Below are 16,534 nucleotides of genomic sequence, written 5' to 3' on the forward strand. Positions count from 1 at the left end.
TGCGTTATCCGCTGCATAAGTCCGGAAAAATGATGGTGTTATAGCGAATATAGGGTTAACGTTCCTTAAAAGCGTTGAATTGTGTGTAAAATATTTCTCAGATACCCGAGCCCTGGCGAAGGGTACGAGCGAGAAGGAGCGAGGAACGACGCGCCGCCGAAGCTCTCTTGCGGCCGAAAAGATTGAGGTGAATCAGGAGGAGATACGGTGGATGAAGAAGTCGACCCACTTGGGGGAGGGGTGTTGTTTTGGGGGAGGGAGCCATTATAATGGTTGTGGTCGGGGCCGAAGAGGGGTTGAGGAGGGTTAGGCCGTTGTTCTCTTTTTCAAATAAGTCTGGAAAATGTCCGATATCGTTAAACTTAGAGAACCATCGGTTGTTAGACTTCGTAAGTACTTGATATGTACTGTTAATGGAGCCCCTCCGACGGGCTGGCAGGTCAGGGGACCTGGGGATGGAAGACCGGTCGCGCCGGAAAGCACTCTTTGAAGGATTCGTTCGATATCCGCTGACATTACCGGGATTTTTCTGTTTTTCTGACTTTCTGTCTTGTTGTCTCTGTTAGAGCCGTCAACCCTTCAGGGGTGAAGTGGCCGGGGTTGACCGATCGCCTGATGTGACCCGCGGGCGCTGGGTAGTGAGTGTAAACCGCAGTTGGGATGCGGGGTGTAAACCGCAGTTGGGATGCGGGGTGTGAACCGGGGAGGGTACGGGGTGTGAACCGCAGGCAGGGTATAGGGTCCCGGCCGATGGGCGGGGGCTGGTGGGGACAAGGAAGGTTAGGGGGATGGAAAGATAGGGCGCCGGAAGATGTAGGGTTGATGGGGAAATATAGGGGGGCCGGAGGGGCCTGCGGACCCCGGGGTTAGAGGTCGTCGCCCAGCATTTCTCTTTCGACCTCTTCGAGGTGGACGATGTCCCAGGCTTCGCTTTCGGTGGGGGTGACGTTCATGAGCTCAAGGAGGCCGCTGTCCTCGAGGCTTTTTTCGACGGCGGGGGTGAGTTCGCAGATGACGAAGGAGGCGCTGTTGTCGTAGAAGCTTTGCTGGACCTTTACGAGGAATTCGGCGGCAGCATTGTCCACTTCGGCGATGTCTTTTAGTATGAGAACCACGTTTTTAACGTCTTTTTCCAGAAAGGGGAGTAAACATTGCTGCAAATCTTCTGTCATATTAGCAGCAAGGGACGGTTCCTGGATAGTAATGGCATGAAATTTTTTCTCTGGTATCAATTTTGACTTGCATATACACTTAAAGATTATTAACGGCCGTTAATAAAGAGGCGGAAACAGAAGTCAAAAATATTCGTTATTATTGTATAAAGCTCAATAACTTAAAAATGGATAATAATTTTTCAGCCCAGGTAAAGGAGATTATATCGTTCAGCAGGGAGGAGGCTTTGCGACTGGGGAACGATTTTATCGGTACGGAGCATTTATTGCTGGGGTTGATCCGTGAGGGTGATAATACAGCTGTGCGCATTTTGAAGTCATTTAATGTGGACCTGTATGAATTACGGAAGGAAGCTGGAAATGGCAGTAAAGGATAAGACCGGTAAAAACATAGCTAATATCAATAGTCTGCCGCTGACCAAACAGGCGGAGAAGGTGATACGAGTGACTGTTCTGGAAGCAAAAGCCCTGAAAAGCCCCACTGTAGAGACTGAACACCTGATGCTCTCCATCCTGAAGAACAAAGAAAACATTGCTACTCAAATCTTAAATCAATTTGACGTGGACTACGACTTATTTAGAAACGAACTTGGCGTTGTTAAAAGCAATGACGTTCGCAGCGAGTATGCAGAGGAGAATGATGATGATTTCGATGAAGAAAAGAAGTACTCACAACAGAAAGCGCGTTCTGCCGGGAATGCGAAAAGCAAAACTCCGGTACTTGACAATTTTGGCCGGGATATCACCAGACTGGCGGAGATGGGGGCACTGGATCCCATCGTAGGCCGGGAGGAAGAGATCGAAAGGGTCTCGCAGATCCTGTCCCGCCGCAAGAAGAACAACCCGATCCTCATCGGCGAACCCGGTGTGGGTAAGACGGCGATCGTGGAAGGTCTGGCCCTCCGGATCGTTCAGCGGAAAGTATCGAGGGTATTGTTCGACAAGCGTGTTATTTCCCTCGACCTGGCGGCTCTTGTTGCCGGTACCAAATACCGGGGTCAGTTCGAAGAAAGGATGAAGGCGATTATGAACGAACTGGAAAAGAACAGGGACGTCATCCTGTTCATCGATGAGATACATACGATCGTCGGCGCGGGCGGCGCAAGCGGTTCGCTCGATGCGTCCAACATCTTCAAACCGGCTCTGGCCCGTGGCGAGCTCCAGTGCATTGGCGCTTCGACGCTGGACGAGTATCGCATGTACATCGAGAAGGATGGTGCGCTCGACAGACGTTTTCAAAAGGTAATGGTCGATCCCCCAAGTGTGGAAGAGACCATCCAGATACTGAACAATATCAAGTCCAAATACGAAGACTATCATAACGTAACCTATTCGGATGATGCGATCGATGCCTGCGTAAAGCTGAGCGACCGCTATATGACGGACAGGCTGCTGCCCGACAAGGCTATCGACGTACTGGATGAAGTAGGCGCAAGGGTTCACCTGAAGAACATCAATGTTCCCCAGAACATCGTCGACCTCGAGAAGAAGATCGAAGACGTGAAGAATGAAAAGAACAAGGTGGTAAAGAGCCAGAAGTTCGAAGAAGCGGCCTCGCTGAGGGACACTGAAAAGCGTCTCCAGGAAGAACTGGAAAAGGCTAAGGCGGAATGGGAAGAAGAAAGCAAGCACAAGCGCTATCCGATAGACGAAGAGAATATTGCGGAGCTGGTCAGTATGATGACCGGTATTCCCGTCAAACGGATGGTTCAGGCCGAAACGGAAAAGCTGAGGAATATGGCCATCGACATGCGCGGCATGGTAGTCGGTCAGGACGAGGCAATCACCAAGGTGGTGAAAGCTATCCAGCGCAACCGGGTAGGTCTGAAAGACCCAAAGAAGCCGATCGGCACCTTTATTTTCCTCGGACCTACCGGGGTTGGTAAGACAGAGCTGGCCAGGGCGCTTGCCCGCTATATGTTCGATTCAGAGGATTCGTTAATCCGGATCGATATGAGCGAATACATGGAGAAATTCACGGTGAGCCGTCTTATCGGCGCGCCTCCGGGATATGTAGGTTATGAAGAAGGCGGTCGCTTGACGGAACGAGTTCGTCGCAAACCCTACTCCGTGATCCTGCTGGATGAGATCGAGAAAGCACACCCGGATATTTACAATATCCTGCTGCAGGTGCTGGACGACGGACAGCTGACGGATGGACTGGGCCGCAAGGTGGATTTCAAGAACACGCTGATCATCATGACATCCAACATTGGTGTACGTCAGTTGAAGGACTTCGGCGACGGGGTTGGTTTTGCAACAGCAGCCCGTACCCAGAATGCCGATGAGAACAACAAGGCGGTTATCGAAAAGGCACTCAAGAGGACTTTTAGTCCCGAATTTTTGAATAGGATCGACGACGTTGTGATCTTCAATTCGCTGAATAAGGAGCATATCTTCCAGATCATCGATATCCTGATGAAGGGTGTGCTGAAACGTCTGAACAACCTGGGCTTTACCTTGGAACTGACGGACGAGGCGAAGAGCTTCCTTGCGGATAAGGGATACGACTCACAGTTCGGGGCGCGTCCTTTGCACAGGGCTATCCAGAAATATCTGGAAGATCCTCTGGCGGAAGAGATCCTGAATATGAATATCAAGAACGGGGATGTGCTGATCGCGGACCTGGACAAGGAGAATTCCAAGATCAAGTTCAGCCTGAAGGAGAAGACGAAGGAAAAGTCAGAAGCCTAGAGCTCATTGTATAAAAAAGAAAAGCCATCCGTCCGGATGGCTTTTTTTCTGCATTTTTGTGGTGCAATGGACAAAATAATCATCACGATCGATGGCTGGTCTTCGTGCGGGAAGAGTACGCTGGCAAAGCAGCTGGCACGGGAGCTACACTACGTATATATCGACAGCGGCGCCATGTACCGGGCCATTACGTTGCATTTTCTTCGGAACCATGTGGACTGGACGAATCCTGAGGCGGTGGAGCATGCGCTGGGGGAGATCCGGCTGGAGTTCATGACCAACCACAAGAACGGGCAGACGGAGATGTGGCTTAACGGCGAGAATGTGGAGTATGTGATCAGAGATCTGGTCATCGCCGAAAAGGTCAGCGAGGTTGCGGCTATCCGGGCGGTCCGGGAGTTTGCCGTTTCCCGTCAGCAGGAGATGGGGAGGAAAAAGGGGATCGTGATGGATGGACGGGATATCGGCACCGTAGTGTTTCCGCATGCCGAGCTGAAGATATTTATGACGGCGGACGAGGACGTGCGGGTACAGAGGAGGTTTAGGGAGTTGTACGAGAAGAACCCCAACGTCACGCTGGAAGAAGTGAAACACAATTTATCCATGCGGGATTATATCGACTCGCACAGAGAAGTGAGCCCGCTGAGGAAGGCGGAGGATGCGATCGTGCTCGATAATTCGCATGTGACGATGAAGGAGCAGCTGGATATAGCCAAGAAATGGGTAAAGGAGATACTGGGCTGAGGCCCGTATACTATTCAGGCGGCAGCTGCGGATTCCGGGCGATCTCCCACAGATGCCCATCGGGGTCCTTGAAATAACCGGAATAACCTCCCCAGAATGCTTTTTGCGCCGGTTTTGTAAGAAAAAACCCACCTGATGGTGGGTTTTTATATGGAAGGTTTTTAAAGCTTCTAGCGAAGGAAGAGCATTTCGCGGTACTTCGAAAGGACCCACTCCTTGTCGTCGACGAGCAGTTCGAGCTTGTCAACGTGGTAGCGGATCTGGTCGAAGAAAGGCTCTTTCACCTGGCTGTTGTAGGCGATAGCCTTGGTGCGGGTGTCAGAGATTGCGTTGGCAACCTTGCGTGCTTCGATCATTTTCTGTACCAGCTCGCTAACTTTTGCGATGTGTGTGGAGATCTGTTCGAGGATCGCCTGCTGGTTGGAATAGAAGTTAGCGGGGAGGCCGAGTTCCTTCATGCCCCTGATATTCGCGATCAGCGTATTCTGGTATTTGATAGCCGGGGGCAGGATGTGGCTGGTAGCCAGTTCGCCCATGATGCGGGCTTCGATCTGTACCCGTTTGATGTACATTTCCAGCTGGATCTCGTGGCGGGCTTCCAGTTCGATATGGGTATAAACGCCGTTGGTCTCGAAGAGGTGCTTGGCTTTTTCGGTAACCATGGCGTCGAGTGCCAGCGGGGTTGTGCGAACGTTGGGCAGGCCGCGTCTTTCGGCTTCGTGGTGCCATTCGTCGCTGTAGCCGTCGCCTTCGAACAGTACTTTTTCGCTGCCCACGACGTATTCGCGGATAACGTGCATGATGGCGATCTCTTTCTTCTCGCCTTTTTCGATGAGGGAGTCGACGTCTTTCTTGAACTTCTTGAGCGTTTCGGCAACGATGCTGTTGAGCGAGATCATCGCGTTGGCGCAGTTGGCGCTGGAGCCTACGGCGCGGAACTCGAATTTATTGCCGGTGAAGGCGAAGGGCGAGGTTCTGTTGCGATCCGTGTTGTCGAGCAGCAGTTCGGGAATACTTCTGTGCAGGTCGAGTTTGAGGATCGCTTCGTCCTGTTCGTCGAATTTATCGCCTACTCTTTCTTTTACGTCGGCCAGGACCTTGCTGAGGTATTCGCCGATAAAGACGGAGATGATAGCGGGAGGAGCTTCGTTCGCACCCAGGCGGAAGTCGTTGCCGGCGGAGGCGATGGCAGCGCGCAGGATGTCGGAATAGTCGTATACGGCCTTGATCGTGTTGACGAAGAAGGTCAGGAACATGAGGTTGGTCTTGGGCGTTTTGCCGGGAGCCAGGAGGTTGACGCCGGTGTCGGTAGCCATGCTCCAGTTGTTGTGTTTACCGCTACCGTTGATGCCTGCGAAGGGTTTCTCGTGGAGGAGTACGCGCAGTTTGTGACGGCGGGCAACGCGGTCCATTATGTCCATGAGCAGCATGTTGTGGTCGACGGCAACGCTGACCTCTTCGAAGATGGGAGCGCACTCGAACTGTGCGGGAGCCACCTCGTTGTGACGCGTACGCAGGGGAATACCCAGTTTGTAGGCTTCGTTCTCGAAGTCGCGCATGAAGGCGTATACTCTTTCGGGAATGCTACCGAAATAGAGGTCTTCCAGCTGTTGGCCTTTTGCGGGGGCGTGACCGAATACGGTACGGCCGCTCATGACCAGGTCGGGGCGTGCGTTGAACAGGCCTTCGTCGATGACGAAATATTCCTGTTCCCAGCCGAGGGTGGCCGTTACTTTACCTACGTTCTTGTCGAAATAGTGGCAAACGTCGACGGCTGCCTTGTCGAGGGAGGCGAGCGCCTTCAGCAGGGGAGCTTTGTAGTCGAGGGATTCGCCGGTATAAGAAACAAATATCGTCGGGATGCAAAGGGTTTTGCCTGTGCCGATCTCCATGATAAATGCAGGAGAGGAGGGGTCCCAGTGCCGTGTACCCGCGGGCTTCGAAGGTTGCGCGCAGACCGCCGCTGGGGAAGGAAGATGCGTCGGGTTCCTGCTGGATGAGCGCGGCGCCGTCGAATTCTTCGATGGGCGTGCCGTCGCTCTTGATCGTGAAGAATGAGTCGTGCTTTTCAGCGGTAGTACCTGTCAGGGGTTGGAACCAGTGTGTGAAGTGGGTCACGCCCTTGGCTTCGGCCCATTGACGTAAACCAGAACCAATTTGATTGGCCACAGCGCGGTCAATCTTCTTGCCGCCCTTGATGGAGGCCACCAGGCTCTTGTACGCTTCGTCACTTAAAAATTCACGTGCAGTTTTCAATGTGAAAACGTTCTCGCCGAAGATGGCGGTTATTTTGGCCGTACCAGGAACCTGGCCGTCCGTGAAGGTGTTTAAATTGTCAAGAGCTTTAAATCTTAATGAGGACATATGCTTGAAAAGTTTTAGCGAAACTAACTGATTGTGCGGATATAAATAAATTTTTGACACCGTATGTGTAAAAATGGAAATTTCACAATAAAAAAACCCAAAAAAATGAGTTTTAGCCGGTTTTATGGGTGCTTTATGTCAAGTTTTTGACTATGCTAAATATTTTTAATTTAATCAATTAAACAATATGAATATTTTTCAATATGAGTGGTTGGAATTGAGGATGTGATTTTCGACCAGGTCGTCCAGCCGGCGGATAATCGGGAAAGTTTTCAGCCACCAGAGGGCCGGGGCCAGCAGGAATGGGAGGAAGAAACTGCGGTACCGGACTATCGCGCCGGCGAAGGGAACCATGGCGCCTATCACGAGAAGGCCCGAGAGGGAGAAGAAAAGGCAAAAAGCCAGGAAGGGTTGGGGCGCGGAAGGGTGTTTGCGGCGCCAAAGCAAAGATATTATTATAAGACACCATATTGTCACGAGCTCAACGGAAAAGGCCAGATAGAGTGGTTTTCCTCCTGAACCGGGCAAGTGGTTCGAAGAGGCCATTGCGGAGGGCTGCGGGGAGGACCCTAAAAATGCCGGGCCAGGTGCCGTCCATCGGGGGAGAGGAAGGCGGGAATTGCCTTCCAGCTGCGAAAATTCGAGCTGGCGGGCGGTGATGGCCTGGGCGAGCCGGCCGGACAGCCCTGGGGCGAATACAAGCAGTAAGATCGTGAGGGCTGCTATTGCCGCGACCGGAGTGAGGAGCCGGCGGGTAAGGGAGGGTTTCTCCAGGAGCAGCCATATAACCAGGGCCGGCAGCAGAGAGAGGACAATATAGAACCGGAAGAAAAGGATCAGCAACAGCGAGAGGAGGCAGCAGTATAGTGATCTCCGGTGAAGGCGGGGCGAGACGAGCCAGCGGTCGAAGGCCCATGTCAGTAATCCCAGCAGCATATACAGCACGCCTTCCCGGTGGATGCAGACGGTCCAGAACAGGGTAGAGGGCAGGAGGAAGACGGTAAGTGCTGCCGCGGCGGCGTCGGGAAAACGCCTGCGGAAGACCCGGAAAAGGGCGATATTCCCGAGAAATACCGGAAAGGAGAACAGGAGCGTATTGATATCGAGGTTGTCCCGGGAGAATATGTTCAGGAGCATATTGACACCGATGATCCCGTTGTGGGTGATGTAGGTGAGGGTCGAATTGTCTTCCATGAACCGGGAAAAATCGGACAGCAGGCGGGTGCGGTACATAAAGCTCAGCTGGTAGAACTGCCATGGATCGCCGTGTCCGGGGTAGTAGCGAAAGGCAATCCAGTTGTGGAGGATGCCGGTGGCGGCGTGCAGCGCAAAGAAGAGCAAAACAAAGACGGGTCTGATCCCGCAGTCGCGGACAAAGGGGATCTTCAGCAATCCGTATATGATCAGGAGACTATAGCCTATAAACAATAGCAGGTGCATTATTCTTAGGAATGTAGGATAGAATTGATCTTTGTCCTGTAGATATCGACGATTATATCGTTTGAAAAATGTTTGAGCACTGTCTTTCGGCCTTCGAGGCCCATTTGATGTTTTTCGGTGGCTGAAAGATAATAATAAGTGGTCATTTTTTCCGCCAGGCTTGCGACGTCCTGTTCTTTACACAGGTAGCCGTTGACGCCTTCCTCGATGAGCGTCCGGCATCCCGGCGTGTCGGCTGCTATGAGCGCCTTGCACATGCTGGCTCCTTCGAGCAGGCTCAGGGGGATACCTTCCCTGTAGTAGGATGGAAGTACGATGCAGTCCGCCTGTTCGATAAAGCCGGCAACGGCGTCTGTGTGTCCCAGATAGTCGATGGTCTTGTCGTTGTGCCATTCGTGTATCTGACTTCGGGGGATTGCAGCGGGGTTATCGTCGAAGAAGCCCAGCAAGCTGGCAGTTGACGGCGAGTCCTTTTTGCCGGAGCAGCCGTGCGGCCTCGACAAATTCGTAGATGCCTTTATAGCGGATCATGCGGCCTACGAAGAGAAAGGTGATGTCCTTCTTTTTATTGTCAAACGGGGCAGGAAAGAATTCGTTGGGGTCTACTCCTTCACCGGGCAGGAGGAATGTTTTACGGGGGTCGACGAGGCGCGAGGCCGTGAAGGTGTGCAGGTCGTCTTCATTGAGAAACCAGACTTCGGCGGTGGTTCGCAGGCTGTTCCTGTATAAAAACTTGACTGCGGACCGGAGCCAGCCTTTTTTGGCGAAAGTATATCCGAGGCCAGTGATGATACTGACAGAAGCGACCCCGGCGTTCCGCGCGGCGATGGAGCCGTAGATATTTGCCTTGATGGTATAATGAAAGATAAGGTCGGGTTTGACCCGGTTGTAGTGGTGCTGTAATTCTTTCCTTAGCAGCCTGTTCTGAAAGACCGAGTAGGCGGTGGCCCTGAAATGTTTCAGTTCGATATATGTCAGGCCTGGAATCGATTCAAAATGAGGTGTGTAAGAGTCGCGGGGGGCGAGGACGAAGATGGTGAAGCCGTTGTCGATCAGCCGTCTAATAAGAAATAGCCTGAATCTGTAGATACTCCAGCTCGTATTTGCAACAAAAGCGATCTTTCGGTGTGAGGCCATGGGGGACAAACCTACTGATTCATGGTGATTTATTCAAAATAAAGGGTTGAGATTGGGAAGGGGTTCGTACTTTTGCGGCTTATGGAAATAACCATCAAAACAGCCGAACAGTTGCGTCTTACTGCGGAAGAGTTCGGGTTAATTCAGAAAAAGCTGGGTCGTACTCCAAATTTTACAGAATTGTGTGCTTTCAGCGCCATGTGGAGCGAGCACTGCAGCTATAAAAATTCGATCAGTGGCTGAAGACCCTGCCGAGGGAAGGTAAGAGGATGCTGGTGAAAGCGGGCGAAGAGAACGCGGGTTTGATGGATATCGGCGATGGATTTGGGGTTGTTTTCAAGATCGAATCACATAATCACCCGTCTGCCATCGAGCCCTTTCAGGGGGCGGCGACAGGCGTAGGCGGTATTCACCGGGATATATTTACAATGGGGGCGAGGCCTATCGCTTCGTTGAATTCGCTGAGGTTCGGGAACATCGCGGCCGCAAAGACCCAGCATCTGTTGTCGGGTGTGGTACACGGCATCGGCCACTACGGCAACTGTTTTGGCGTGCCGACGGTAGGCGGAGAGATCTATTTTGAGGACTGTTATCATACCAATCCTCTGGTGAATGCGATGAGCGTTGGTATTGTAAAGAAGGGAGAGACCATATCGGCGACGGCGGAAGGCGTAGGCAACCCGGTGATCTTTGTCGGCAGCGCTACCGGCAAGGATGGTATCGGCGGGGCGTCGTTTGCGTCTGCCAATATCACGGGTGAAAGCACGAAGGAGCTGCCGGCCGTACAGGTGGGTGATCCTTTCCAGGAAAAGAAGCTGCTGGAAGCCTGTCTGGAAGTGATAAAGACGGGCGCAGTGGTCGGCATGCAGGATATGGGCGCCGCGGGAATCATCTGCAGCACCGCGGAGATGAGCGCCAAGGGCGAGGCCGGGATGCGGATCGACCTTGACAAAGTACCTGCCCGTCAGGAAAATATGAAAGCCTGGGAGCTGCTGCTGAGCGAAAGTCAGGAGCGTATGCTGATGGTTGTGGAGAAAGGAAAGGAAGCGGAGGTTATCCGGATATTCGAGAAATGGGATCTGCCGGCCGCCACAATCGGCGAGGTTACGGGCGACGGCCTGCTGAAATTCTATATGAATGGCGAACTGGAAGCCGAGATCCCGGCTGTTGAGCTGGTGCTGGGCGGCGGTGCTCCGCAGTACGAGCGTCCCTACAGCGAGCCTGGCTATCTGGAGAAGATCAGGGCATTCGATGCTTCGAAAATAAAAGTTCCGGCCGATCTTCAGGAAGCTGGCCGAGCAGCTGGTAGCCATACCCAATATTGCCTCCAAGAAGCTGGGTGGCTGTCCAGTATGACAGCACCGTTGGGGCGGCCAATACCTCGACGAACCAGCCCAGCGACGCTTCGGTGGTGCTGGTGAAGGTGACCGAGCCTGGCGAAGGTTACGAACGAGGAAGCCTGAACAGTGTTCAGGCCCGAAGTTCTGGCAAGGCGCTGGCCGTGACTACGGATTGCAATAGCCGCTATGTATACGCCGATCCCTACAAGGGGGCGATGATAGCAGTTGCGGAAGCCGCCCGGAATATCGTCTGCAGCGGTGGTCTGCCGCTGGGCGTAACCAACTGTCTGAACTTTGGAAATCCCTACGATCCGGGAGTCTACTATCAATTCGTCAACGCGATCAGGGGTATGGGTGATGCGTGCCGCAGGTTCGATACTCCTGTGACGGGCGGTAACGTCAGCTTCTACAACCAGAATCCTGACGGAGCCGTCTATCCGACGCCGACGATCGGGATGGTAGGGCTGCTGGAAAACGTGAAAGATAAGATGACGCTGAATTTTAAGGAAGAGGGGGATCTGATATTCCTGCTGGGGATTCCCACGGATGATATCGGGTCATCCGAGTACCTGCATAAGATACAGAAGGTCGAGTTCAGCCCGGCCCCTCATTTTGATGTGGAAGAGGAGGTGCGGTTACAGGAGAAAGTGGCCGAGCTGATCGCGGGTAAGCTGATTCGCAGCGCCCATGACGTCAGCGAGGGAGGTCTTTTTATTACGCTCGCTGAATCGTCGTTCCCCGGCGAATTCGGTTTCGACGTATCCGCTTCCGACGCGGGGATCAGAAAGGATGCCTACTGGTTCGGGGAATCCCAGAGCCGGGTGGTGGTGAGTGTTGCGGCGGATGCCGTTGACGCCTTTAAGAAGGCTGTCGGGAAATTCCCTGTCGCGCAGCTGGGGGTTGTCACCAATGGTGAGTTTAAGGTGGACGGAAAGGACTGGGGAACCGTCGTCGAATGGAAGGACAGGTATGACCGGAGTCTCGAGAATTATATGAACAAGCTGGTCGAGCTTAACTAGACACCGGCGCTCCGGGGGAGCCTCCTGAGGGTTTGCAGGAGCGGATATTCCACGTACCTGTAGAAAAGAATACCGTTGATGACGGCAATCAGGAACCATGTAACGATGGAGAGGTTGAAGTTCATTACCGGCCCGATCCTGACAAAGAGCGCTTCAAGTGCCGTATACGTAATATAGTGGGTGAGGTAGAGTGAATAGGAGGCATTCCCAAGGAGCTGGACCCACCGACGATTCCATAGCGGCAGAAACAGGCCGTTCTTTTCGAGGAAAACACACCCGGACATTATCAGAGCGGCGGGTATACCCATTTGAAGCACCCGCTGAAATGCAATACGGCCTTCTGCGGTACCGGATAGATCGTTCAGAAACATTGAGCCATAGACAGTATCAAGCAGGTATAAAGCAACTCCACCAATCAGCAGTCCATACGCAACTGCGCGCGACGGCAAGACGTGGCGATACCACAGGTATATGCCGGCTCCCATCAGAAATTCGAGCAGTATCGGATTCGTAACAAACCAAATTCGGGCGTCTGTGATGCCTGGAATGTAATAGCAGGCTACGAGTATGATGCCGAGTGCGATTAGAAACCGGGGTTTGTTCTTTACGGGAAGGGCGATCGCGATTGCAAAAAGGATATAAAAATACCATTCGAAATTCAGCGTCCATGCCACAGGCAGGATACATACGTTCCATATGGCGCTATCGGCCAGCGGCAGAAGGATTACCGACTTCAGGAATACCTCATACCCCGGAACATAGTCCTTCAGCATGTGGTGAATGTTGAGGGCCAGAAAAATCAGCAGGGCGATATAGTACACGGGGTTGAGTCGTATGAATCTTTTCTTCAGGAAATGCAGGCTCTGGTCCCGCCCGTTGTAGCCGGCGGCGGTCAGGGAGATGATAAAACCGGAGATCACAAAGAAGATATCGACTCCGATGCCGAGCGCGCCGACCTCGCGTGATATGGGCCGGGAGGGATAGTAGCCGGGCGGGGTATATACCTGTGTTTCTATGCCGTGGAGGCAGGCGATAAGCAACGCGGCAAGCATCCGTAGAAATTGTATCGATCCCAGTCTCATCTGTTGCAAAAGAGTATATTTGCACAATTTCGGTAATTCCGTCAAAATATGAAAGAATCGACAGGTATCGGCAAGCAATATATAGTAGTCACCGGTGCTGCCGGGTTTATCGGCAGTTGTCTCACGGGGTATCTCAATCAACAGGGGTATCGTGACCTGATACTGGTGGATGCGTTCGGAGACCCGAAGAAGGATCCCAACCTGGACGGTAAAGAGTATGCGTTCCGGGTGGAGAGAGAGGAGTTCCCGGACTGGCTGGAGGAAAATAAGCCGGCTATTTCCTTTGTCTTTCATATCGGGGCTCGGACGGACACGACGGAGTTCGACTATTCCATTCATGAGCATCTCAATGTCGACTATTCGAAGAAGATATGGGCTTACTGCGTGGCTCACGGCATCGGTCTGGTCTATGCGTCTTCTGCCGCGACTTATGGCGCAGGAGAGAAGGGGTACGATGACCGGCATGGGCTGGAGAAGGAGCTAAAGCCGTTGAATCCCTATGGGGTTTCGAAAAATGAATTCGATAAATGGGCGCTGCAGCAGGAATCGGCTCCGCCTTTCTGGGCTGGTCTTAAATTCTTCAATGTGTATGGGCCGAGCGAGTATCACAAGGCGAGGATGGCGAGTGTGATCTTTCATTCCTTTAATCAGATAAGGAAGGATGGGGTGGTAAAGCTGTTCAGGTCGCATCGTCCCGACTACAAGGACGGGCAGCAGCTGCGGGATTTTGTCTACGTAAAGGATGTGATAAAAGTGTGTTACTGGCTGATGGAGCATCGTCCGTCGAGTGGGCTCTACAATCTGGGAACGGGAAAGGCGAGGTCGTTCGAGGACCTGGTGAGGGCGACCTATGCGGGGCTGGACATGCCAGCCAATATTCAGTATATCGACATGCCGGAGGATATCCGTGACAAGTATCAGTATTTTACGGAAGCCAATATGCAGAAGCTGCGGAGTGCGGGTTATACGGATGCGTTCTATTCCCTGGAAGAGGGCGTGGGAGATTATGTCCGGAACTATCTGGCGAAGGGTAAATATTATTAAACTTATGAATAAGAAGATCGCCATCATCGGGGGCGGCAACCTGGGTACGGCCATTGCCGAAGGTTTGATACAAAGTGGTTTTGTTTCTCCCAAGCATATCCTCATTACAAAAAGGAATTTACAGACCCTGAATCATCTCGAGCGGCAGGGGGTATTGGTCAGTGACAAGAACGAGGAGGCGGTGCGATATGCGGACCTCGTCATTCTGGCTGTGAAGCCGTTCCAGGTGAATGATATTCTGTCCTCGCTGAAGGCCGAGTTCCGGGCAGACAAGCAGCTATTGGTATCCGTGGTGACGGGTGTCAGCATCGGTCATATTTCCGAGAGGCTGGGAGGCAAGGTGCCGGTGGTGCGGGCGATGCCCAATACCGCGATAGCCATACAGGAGAGTATGACCTGTATCGCGGCGTCTCCGAATGTGCCGGAGGACCAGCTGCAGTATGTGCTGGAGATCTTCGACCAGCTGGGCAAGGCCGTAAAGATAGACGAGAAGCTGATGGACGCGGCAACGGTGCTTGGCGCCTGCGGAACGGCGTTCGCCATGCGGTATATCCGGGCGAATATCCAGGGAGGTATCGAGATCGGATTCGATGCGGCGACGGCCAATCTGATTGCGGCGCAGACCGTAAAGGGGGCGGCGGAGCTGCTGCTGAAGAAGGGTTCGCATCCCGAGCAGGAGATCGACAAGGTGACTACGCCGAAGGGCTGTACGATTGCCGGGTTGAACGAGATGGAGCACCAGTGGTTTCAGTTCCTCTCTGATCAAGGGTCTGGTGGCGAGCTATGACAAGATAGCGAAGGACTAGTAGAGGGTTCCGTTGTCCATGTCTACGGTGCAGCCTATGAATCCGGTCGACGGAGTTATGGCCGGGTCGGGGCTGCCGGAAATATAAAAAGCCTTGCCTTCTTTCCAGGCGGGGTACAGGATCCCGTCTCTCATCACGAATATGTTTTTTCCATCGCAGTATCCCCATGCGTCGTGGGAGTAGTAGGAACTGTTTGCTCCCTCCGAAATATAGAGGAGTCGTTTGTTGTTCTCCAGTCTAATTTCATAGTGCCGGATGGACGGGTCGTTGTTCCTGAACTCTTCGAAGCTGGCGTAGGCTCCCGGGACGAGGGAGCTGTCTCCGTTGATGGGCAGGCCGAAGCGGGATTCGTTGAAACGGTGGATGTCTTCGAGGCGGAGCCTTCTGTCTGAGGAGGAGGGGCGTTGTGCGGTGAGAAGGGAAGCGCTGTCGGCCAGTTCGCCGAGGATGGCCGAGAGGTCTTTGTCCCATACGGAGTAGGGGCTTTTGACCGAATAGACGGCTTTTGTGGTGAACTGGAGGGTATCGAAGCGGAATATAGGTGTGTAGATGCCGTCCTTTTGGGCGTAGACCTCGGCCTTGAGGCGGATATGCGTCCTTTCGTTGAGTTTTCGGGGGTCTTTTTGTTTGTCTTCATTGCCGTAATTGGCGTCGGAGAGCCAGAGGGTGCGCAGTACGATGAGGGCGGTATAGGGGGCGCCGGGCCGGGCGTATTGTTTGTTGAGCCAGGCGGCGATCTCGGTGGCGGCGGGTTGGGCGAGGACGAGCTGGCGGTCGCGGGAGCGGCTGAACGAGGAGGCGGCCTTGTTGGTGTGTAGGCCGATGCGTGCCGTATCGGGTCGCTGGTCGATAAGTTCAAAGTGGCTGAAGAGGCCCTGGGGGGTGAGGGCGGCGTCGCTTACAAGGCGGATGGTAGTCATGGGCAGGCCGGAAAGTGTGGGGGTGACCTGGGCGTAGGTCAGGGAACAGACGAAAAGGCCCTGGATAGAAAGGAGAATAGGTAGTTTCATAGTATATCGGATAGACGTGTAAAATACTCAAAATAATTTGAGGGATGAATTATTTTTTCTTATATATATAAGTGATTGCTAGTGGGTTAGGTTTTGGATGGGATGGATGATTTTCGTAAAAGTCCCCGGAAACATGCCGGGTTTTACCTTGTTGGTAAAATAAAGAGGCCTTATCTTGCGTTTGAATTGGCGAGCATTTAGACCTTCCGTGGTTGTTTGGCTTGGAGGAGTATGGAAAGGAAGCGGGAAAATTAATCAGTACCGTAGAAAAGCACTTAAATCCAATCCATTATATCATGAAGAAAGGAAAAACCCTTACAGCCTTAGTGTTAGTTCTTGAAATTGCTTCAATCGCGGTCCTCCATGCTGTAAAGATCAATCAGACGGAAAAAACCGTCAGCAAGGAGGTTTCCGGGAATGTGAATCCTGAGCCGATGGATTCCCGGGTTAAGCCCACGTATTCCATGGCAGCGTTTAAGTAGAAAATTGAATTAAGTAATAGAATGATGATGAGAAGCCGGTGTCAGCCGGCTTTCTTATTTTATGATAGCTGTGCGCAGGATGTGCGCAATTTTTTCGGGTGTATTTTTCCGGCAAAAGAATTTGATGTAACTTTGCATGACCTCCTGGAATTTATTTTTCTATTATCTTTTTCGGCAGGTCAAACAGCGGGCCGGGCTCA

General features: G+C 52.7%; 14 protein-coding genes and 2 pseudogenes. 8 read left to right on the forward strand and 8 right to left on the reverse strand.

The features are described 5' to 3' along the window. Positions 1–866 precede the first annotated feature (866 nt). Positions 867–1,172, reverse strand: coding sequence for an STAS domain-containing protein (locus tag ACQ86N_RS08010; RefSeq protein ID WP_431214701.1), 306 nt, complete (start codon positions 1,170–1,172; stop codon positions 867–869). A gap of 167 nt (positions 1,173–1,339) precedes the next feature. On the opposite strand from ACQ86N_RS08010, the pseudogene ACQ86N_RS08015 reads away from it, so the two are divergent. Together ACQ86N_RS08015 and cmk are read left to right on the forward strand one after the other, a co-directional pair. Next, positions 1,340–3,866: pseudogene (locus tag ACQ86N_RS08015) on the forward strand (ATP-dependent Clp protease ATP-binding subunit). Between the two features lie 66 nt (positions 3,867–3,932). Further along, on the forward strand, positions 3,933–4,610 hold the full coding sequence (gene cmk, locus ACQ86N_RS08020) for a (d)CMP kinase (RefSeq protein WP_431214702.1): 678 nt from the start codon (positions 3,933–3,935) through the stop codon (positions 4,608–4,610). 170 nt (positions 4,611–4,780) lie between these two features. Here cmk and ACQ86N_RS08025 read toward each other — a convergent pair whose 3' ends face one another. The 5 genes and pseudogenes from ACQ86N_RS08025 to ACQ86N_RS08045 all read right to left on the reverse strand — a co-directional run bounded on the left by ACQ86N_RS08025 (position 4,781) and on the right by ACQ86N_RS08045 (position 9,551). Continuing rightward, positions 4,781–6,502 (reverse strand): glutamine synthetase III, encoded by a 1,722-nt coding sequence (locus ACQ86N_RS08025; protein WP_431214703.1) that lies wholly within the window; start codon positions 6,500–6,502, stop codon positions 4,781–4,783. Positions 6,503–6,581: 79 nt separating this feature from the next. Beyond that, positions 6,582–6,974: pseudogene (locus tag ACQ86N_RS08030) on the reverse strand (glutamine synthetase III); the annotation flags it as partial. 198 nt (positions 6,975–7,172) lie between these two features. Next, complete coding sequence (locus ACQ86N_RS08035) at positions 7,173–8,414, reverse strand: hypothetical protein (RefSeq protein WP_431214704.1); 1,242 nt, start codon at positions 8,412–8,414, stop codon at positions 7,173–7,175. A gap of 5 nt (positions 8,415–8,419) precedes the next feature. Further along, complete coding sequence (locus ACQ86N_RS08040; RefSeq protein WP_431214705.1) at positions 8,420–8,863, reverse strand: glycosyltransferase; 444 nt, start codon at positions 8,861–8,863, stop codon at positions 8,420–8,422. Next, complete coding sequence (locus ACQ86N_RS08045) at positions 8,841–9,551, reverse strand: glycosyltransferase (protein WP_431214706.1); 711 nt, start codon at positions 9,549–9,551, stop codon at positions 8,841–8,843. Before ACQ86N_RS08045 ends, ACQ86N_RS08040 begins: the two co-directional genes overlap by 23 nt. Before the next feature lie 81 nt (positions 9,552–9,632). On the opposite strand from ACQ86N_RS08045, the gene ACQ86N_RS08050 reads away from it, so the two are divergent. Genes ACQ86N_RS08050 through ACQ86N_RS08060 form a run of 3 tightly spaced genes read left to right on the forward strand, consistent with a single transcriptional unit; the run spans position 9,633 to position 11,910 of the window. Then, complete coding sequence (locus tag ACQ86N_RS08050; protein WP_431214707.1) at positions 9,633–9,794, forward strand: hypothetical protein; 162 nt, start codon at positions 9,633–9,635, stop codon at positions 9,792–9,794. A 26-nt stretch (positions 9,795–9,820) separates the two neighbouring features. Then, on the forward strand, positions 9,821–10,972 hold the full coding sequence (locus ACQ86N_RS08055) for an AIR synthase-related protein (protein ID WP_431214708.1): 1,152 nt from the start codon (positions 9,821–9,823) through the stop codon (positions 10,970–10,972). Then, a complete protein-coding gene (locus ACQ86N_RS08060) occupies positions 10,891–11,910 on the forward strand; it encodes an AIR synthase related protein (protein ID WP_431214709.1) in 1,020 nt (339 codons plus the stop codon). The genes ACQ86N_RS08055 and ACQ86N_RS08060 overlap by 82 nt, the downstream gene beginning before the upstream one ends. Here ACQ86N_RS08060 and ACQ86N_RS08065 read toward each other — a convergent pair. Continuing rightward, complete coding sequence (locus ACQ86N_RS08065) at positions 11,907–12,992, reverse strand: acyltransferase family protein (RefSeq protein WP_431217319.1); 1,086 nt, start codon at positions 12,990–12,992, stop codon at positions 11,907–11,909. The genes ACQ86N_RS08060 and ACQ86N_RS08065 overlap by 4 nt on opposite strands. Before the next feature lie 48 nt (positions 12,993–13,040). Here ACQ86N_RS08065 and rfaD point away from each other — a divergent pair, with 48 nt between their 5' ends. After that, positions 13,041–14,036 carry an ADP-glyceromanno-heptose 6-epimerase gene (rfaD, locus tag ACQ86N_RS08070; RefSeq protein ID WP_431214710.1) on the forward strand — a complete coding sequence of 332 codons (996 nt, stop codon included), beginning with the start codon at positions 13,041–13,043 and terminating at the stop codon, positions 14,034–14,036. 4 nt (positions 14,037–14,040) lie between these two features. Further along, on the forward strand, positions 14,041–14,823 hold the full coding sequence (gene proC / locus ACQ86N_RS08075) for a pyrroline-5-carboxylate reductase (RefSeq protein ID WP_431214711.1): 783 nt from the start codon (positions 14,041–14,043) through the stop codon (positions 14,821–14,823). 15 nt (positions 14,824–14,838) lie between these two features. Here proC and ACQ86N_RS08080 read toward each other — a convergent pair whose 3' ends face one another. Beyond that, positions 14,839–15,852, reverse strand: a complete 1,014-nt coding sequence (locus ACQ86N_RS08080) for a hypothetical protein (protein ID WP_431214712.1) — start codon at positions 15,850–15,852, stop codon at positions 14,839–14,841. A gap of 212 nt (positions 15,853–16,064) precedes the next feature. On the opposite strand from ACQ86N_RS08080, the gene ACQ86N_RS08085 reads away from it, so the two are divergent. After that, a complete protein-coding gene (locus ACQ86N_RS08085) occupies positions 16,065–16,334 on the forward strand; it encodes a hypothetical protein (RefSeq protein ID WP_431214713.1) in 270 nt (89 codons plus the stop codon). The last annotated feature ends 200 nt before the right edge of the window (positions 16,335–16,534 follow it).

Origin of the sequence: Puia sp. P3, assembly GCF_050632245.1 — a bacterium.
Taxonomy (GTDB): Bacteria; Bacteroidota; Bacteroidia; order Chitinophagales; family Chitinophagaceae; genus Puia.

Bases quoted from the DNA above. Each gene is read 5' to 3' on its own strand.
- ACQ86N_RS08010 (WP_431214701.1), bottom strand. From the start codon at position 1,172: ATGACAGAAGATTTGCAGCAATGTTTACTCCCCTTTCTGGAAAAAGAC.
- ACQ86N_RS08050 (WP_431214707.1), top strand. From the start codon at position 9,633: ATGGAAATAACCATCAAAACAGCCGAACAGTTGCGTCTTACTGCGGAA.
- ACQ86N_RS08025 (WP_431214703.1), bottom strand. From the start codon at position 6,502: ATGGAGATCGGCACAGGCAAAACCCTTTGCATCCCGACGATATTTGTT.
- ACQ86N_RS08055 (WP_431214708.1), top strand. From the start codon at position 9,821: ATGCTGGTGAAAGCGGGCGAAGAGAACGCGGGTTTGATGGATATCGGC.
- ACQ86N_RS08045 (WP_431214706.1), bottom strand. From the start codon at position 9,551: ATGGCCTCACACCGAAAGATCGCTTTTGTTGCAAATACGAGCTGGAGT.
- proC (WP_431214711.1), top strand. From the start codon at position 14,041: ATGAATAAGAAGATCGCCATCATCGGGGGCGGCAACCTGGGTACGGCC.
- ACQ86N_RS08080 (WP_431214712.1), bottom strand. From the start codon at position 15,852: ATGAAACTACCTATTCTCCTTTCTATCCAGGGCCTTTTCGTCTGTTCC.
- cmk (WP_431214702.1), top strand. From the start codon at position 3,933: ATGGACAAAATAATCATCACGATCGATGGCTGGTCTTCGTGCGGGAAG.
- ACQ86N_RS08035 (WP_431214704.1), bottom strand. From the start codon at position 8,414: ATGCACCTGCTATTGTTTATAGGCTATAGTCTCCTGATCATATACGGA.
- ACQ86N_RS08065 (WP_431217319.1), bottom strand. From the start codon at position 12,992: ATGAGACTGGGATCGATACAATTTCTACGGATGCTTGCCGCGTTGCTT.
- rfaD (WP_431214710.1), top strand. From the start codon at position 13,041: ATGAAAGAATCGACAGGTATCGGCAAGCAATATATAGTAGTCACCGGT.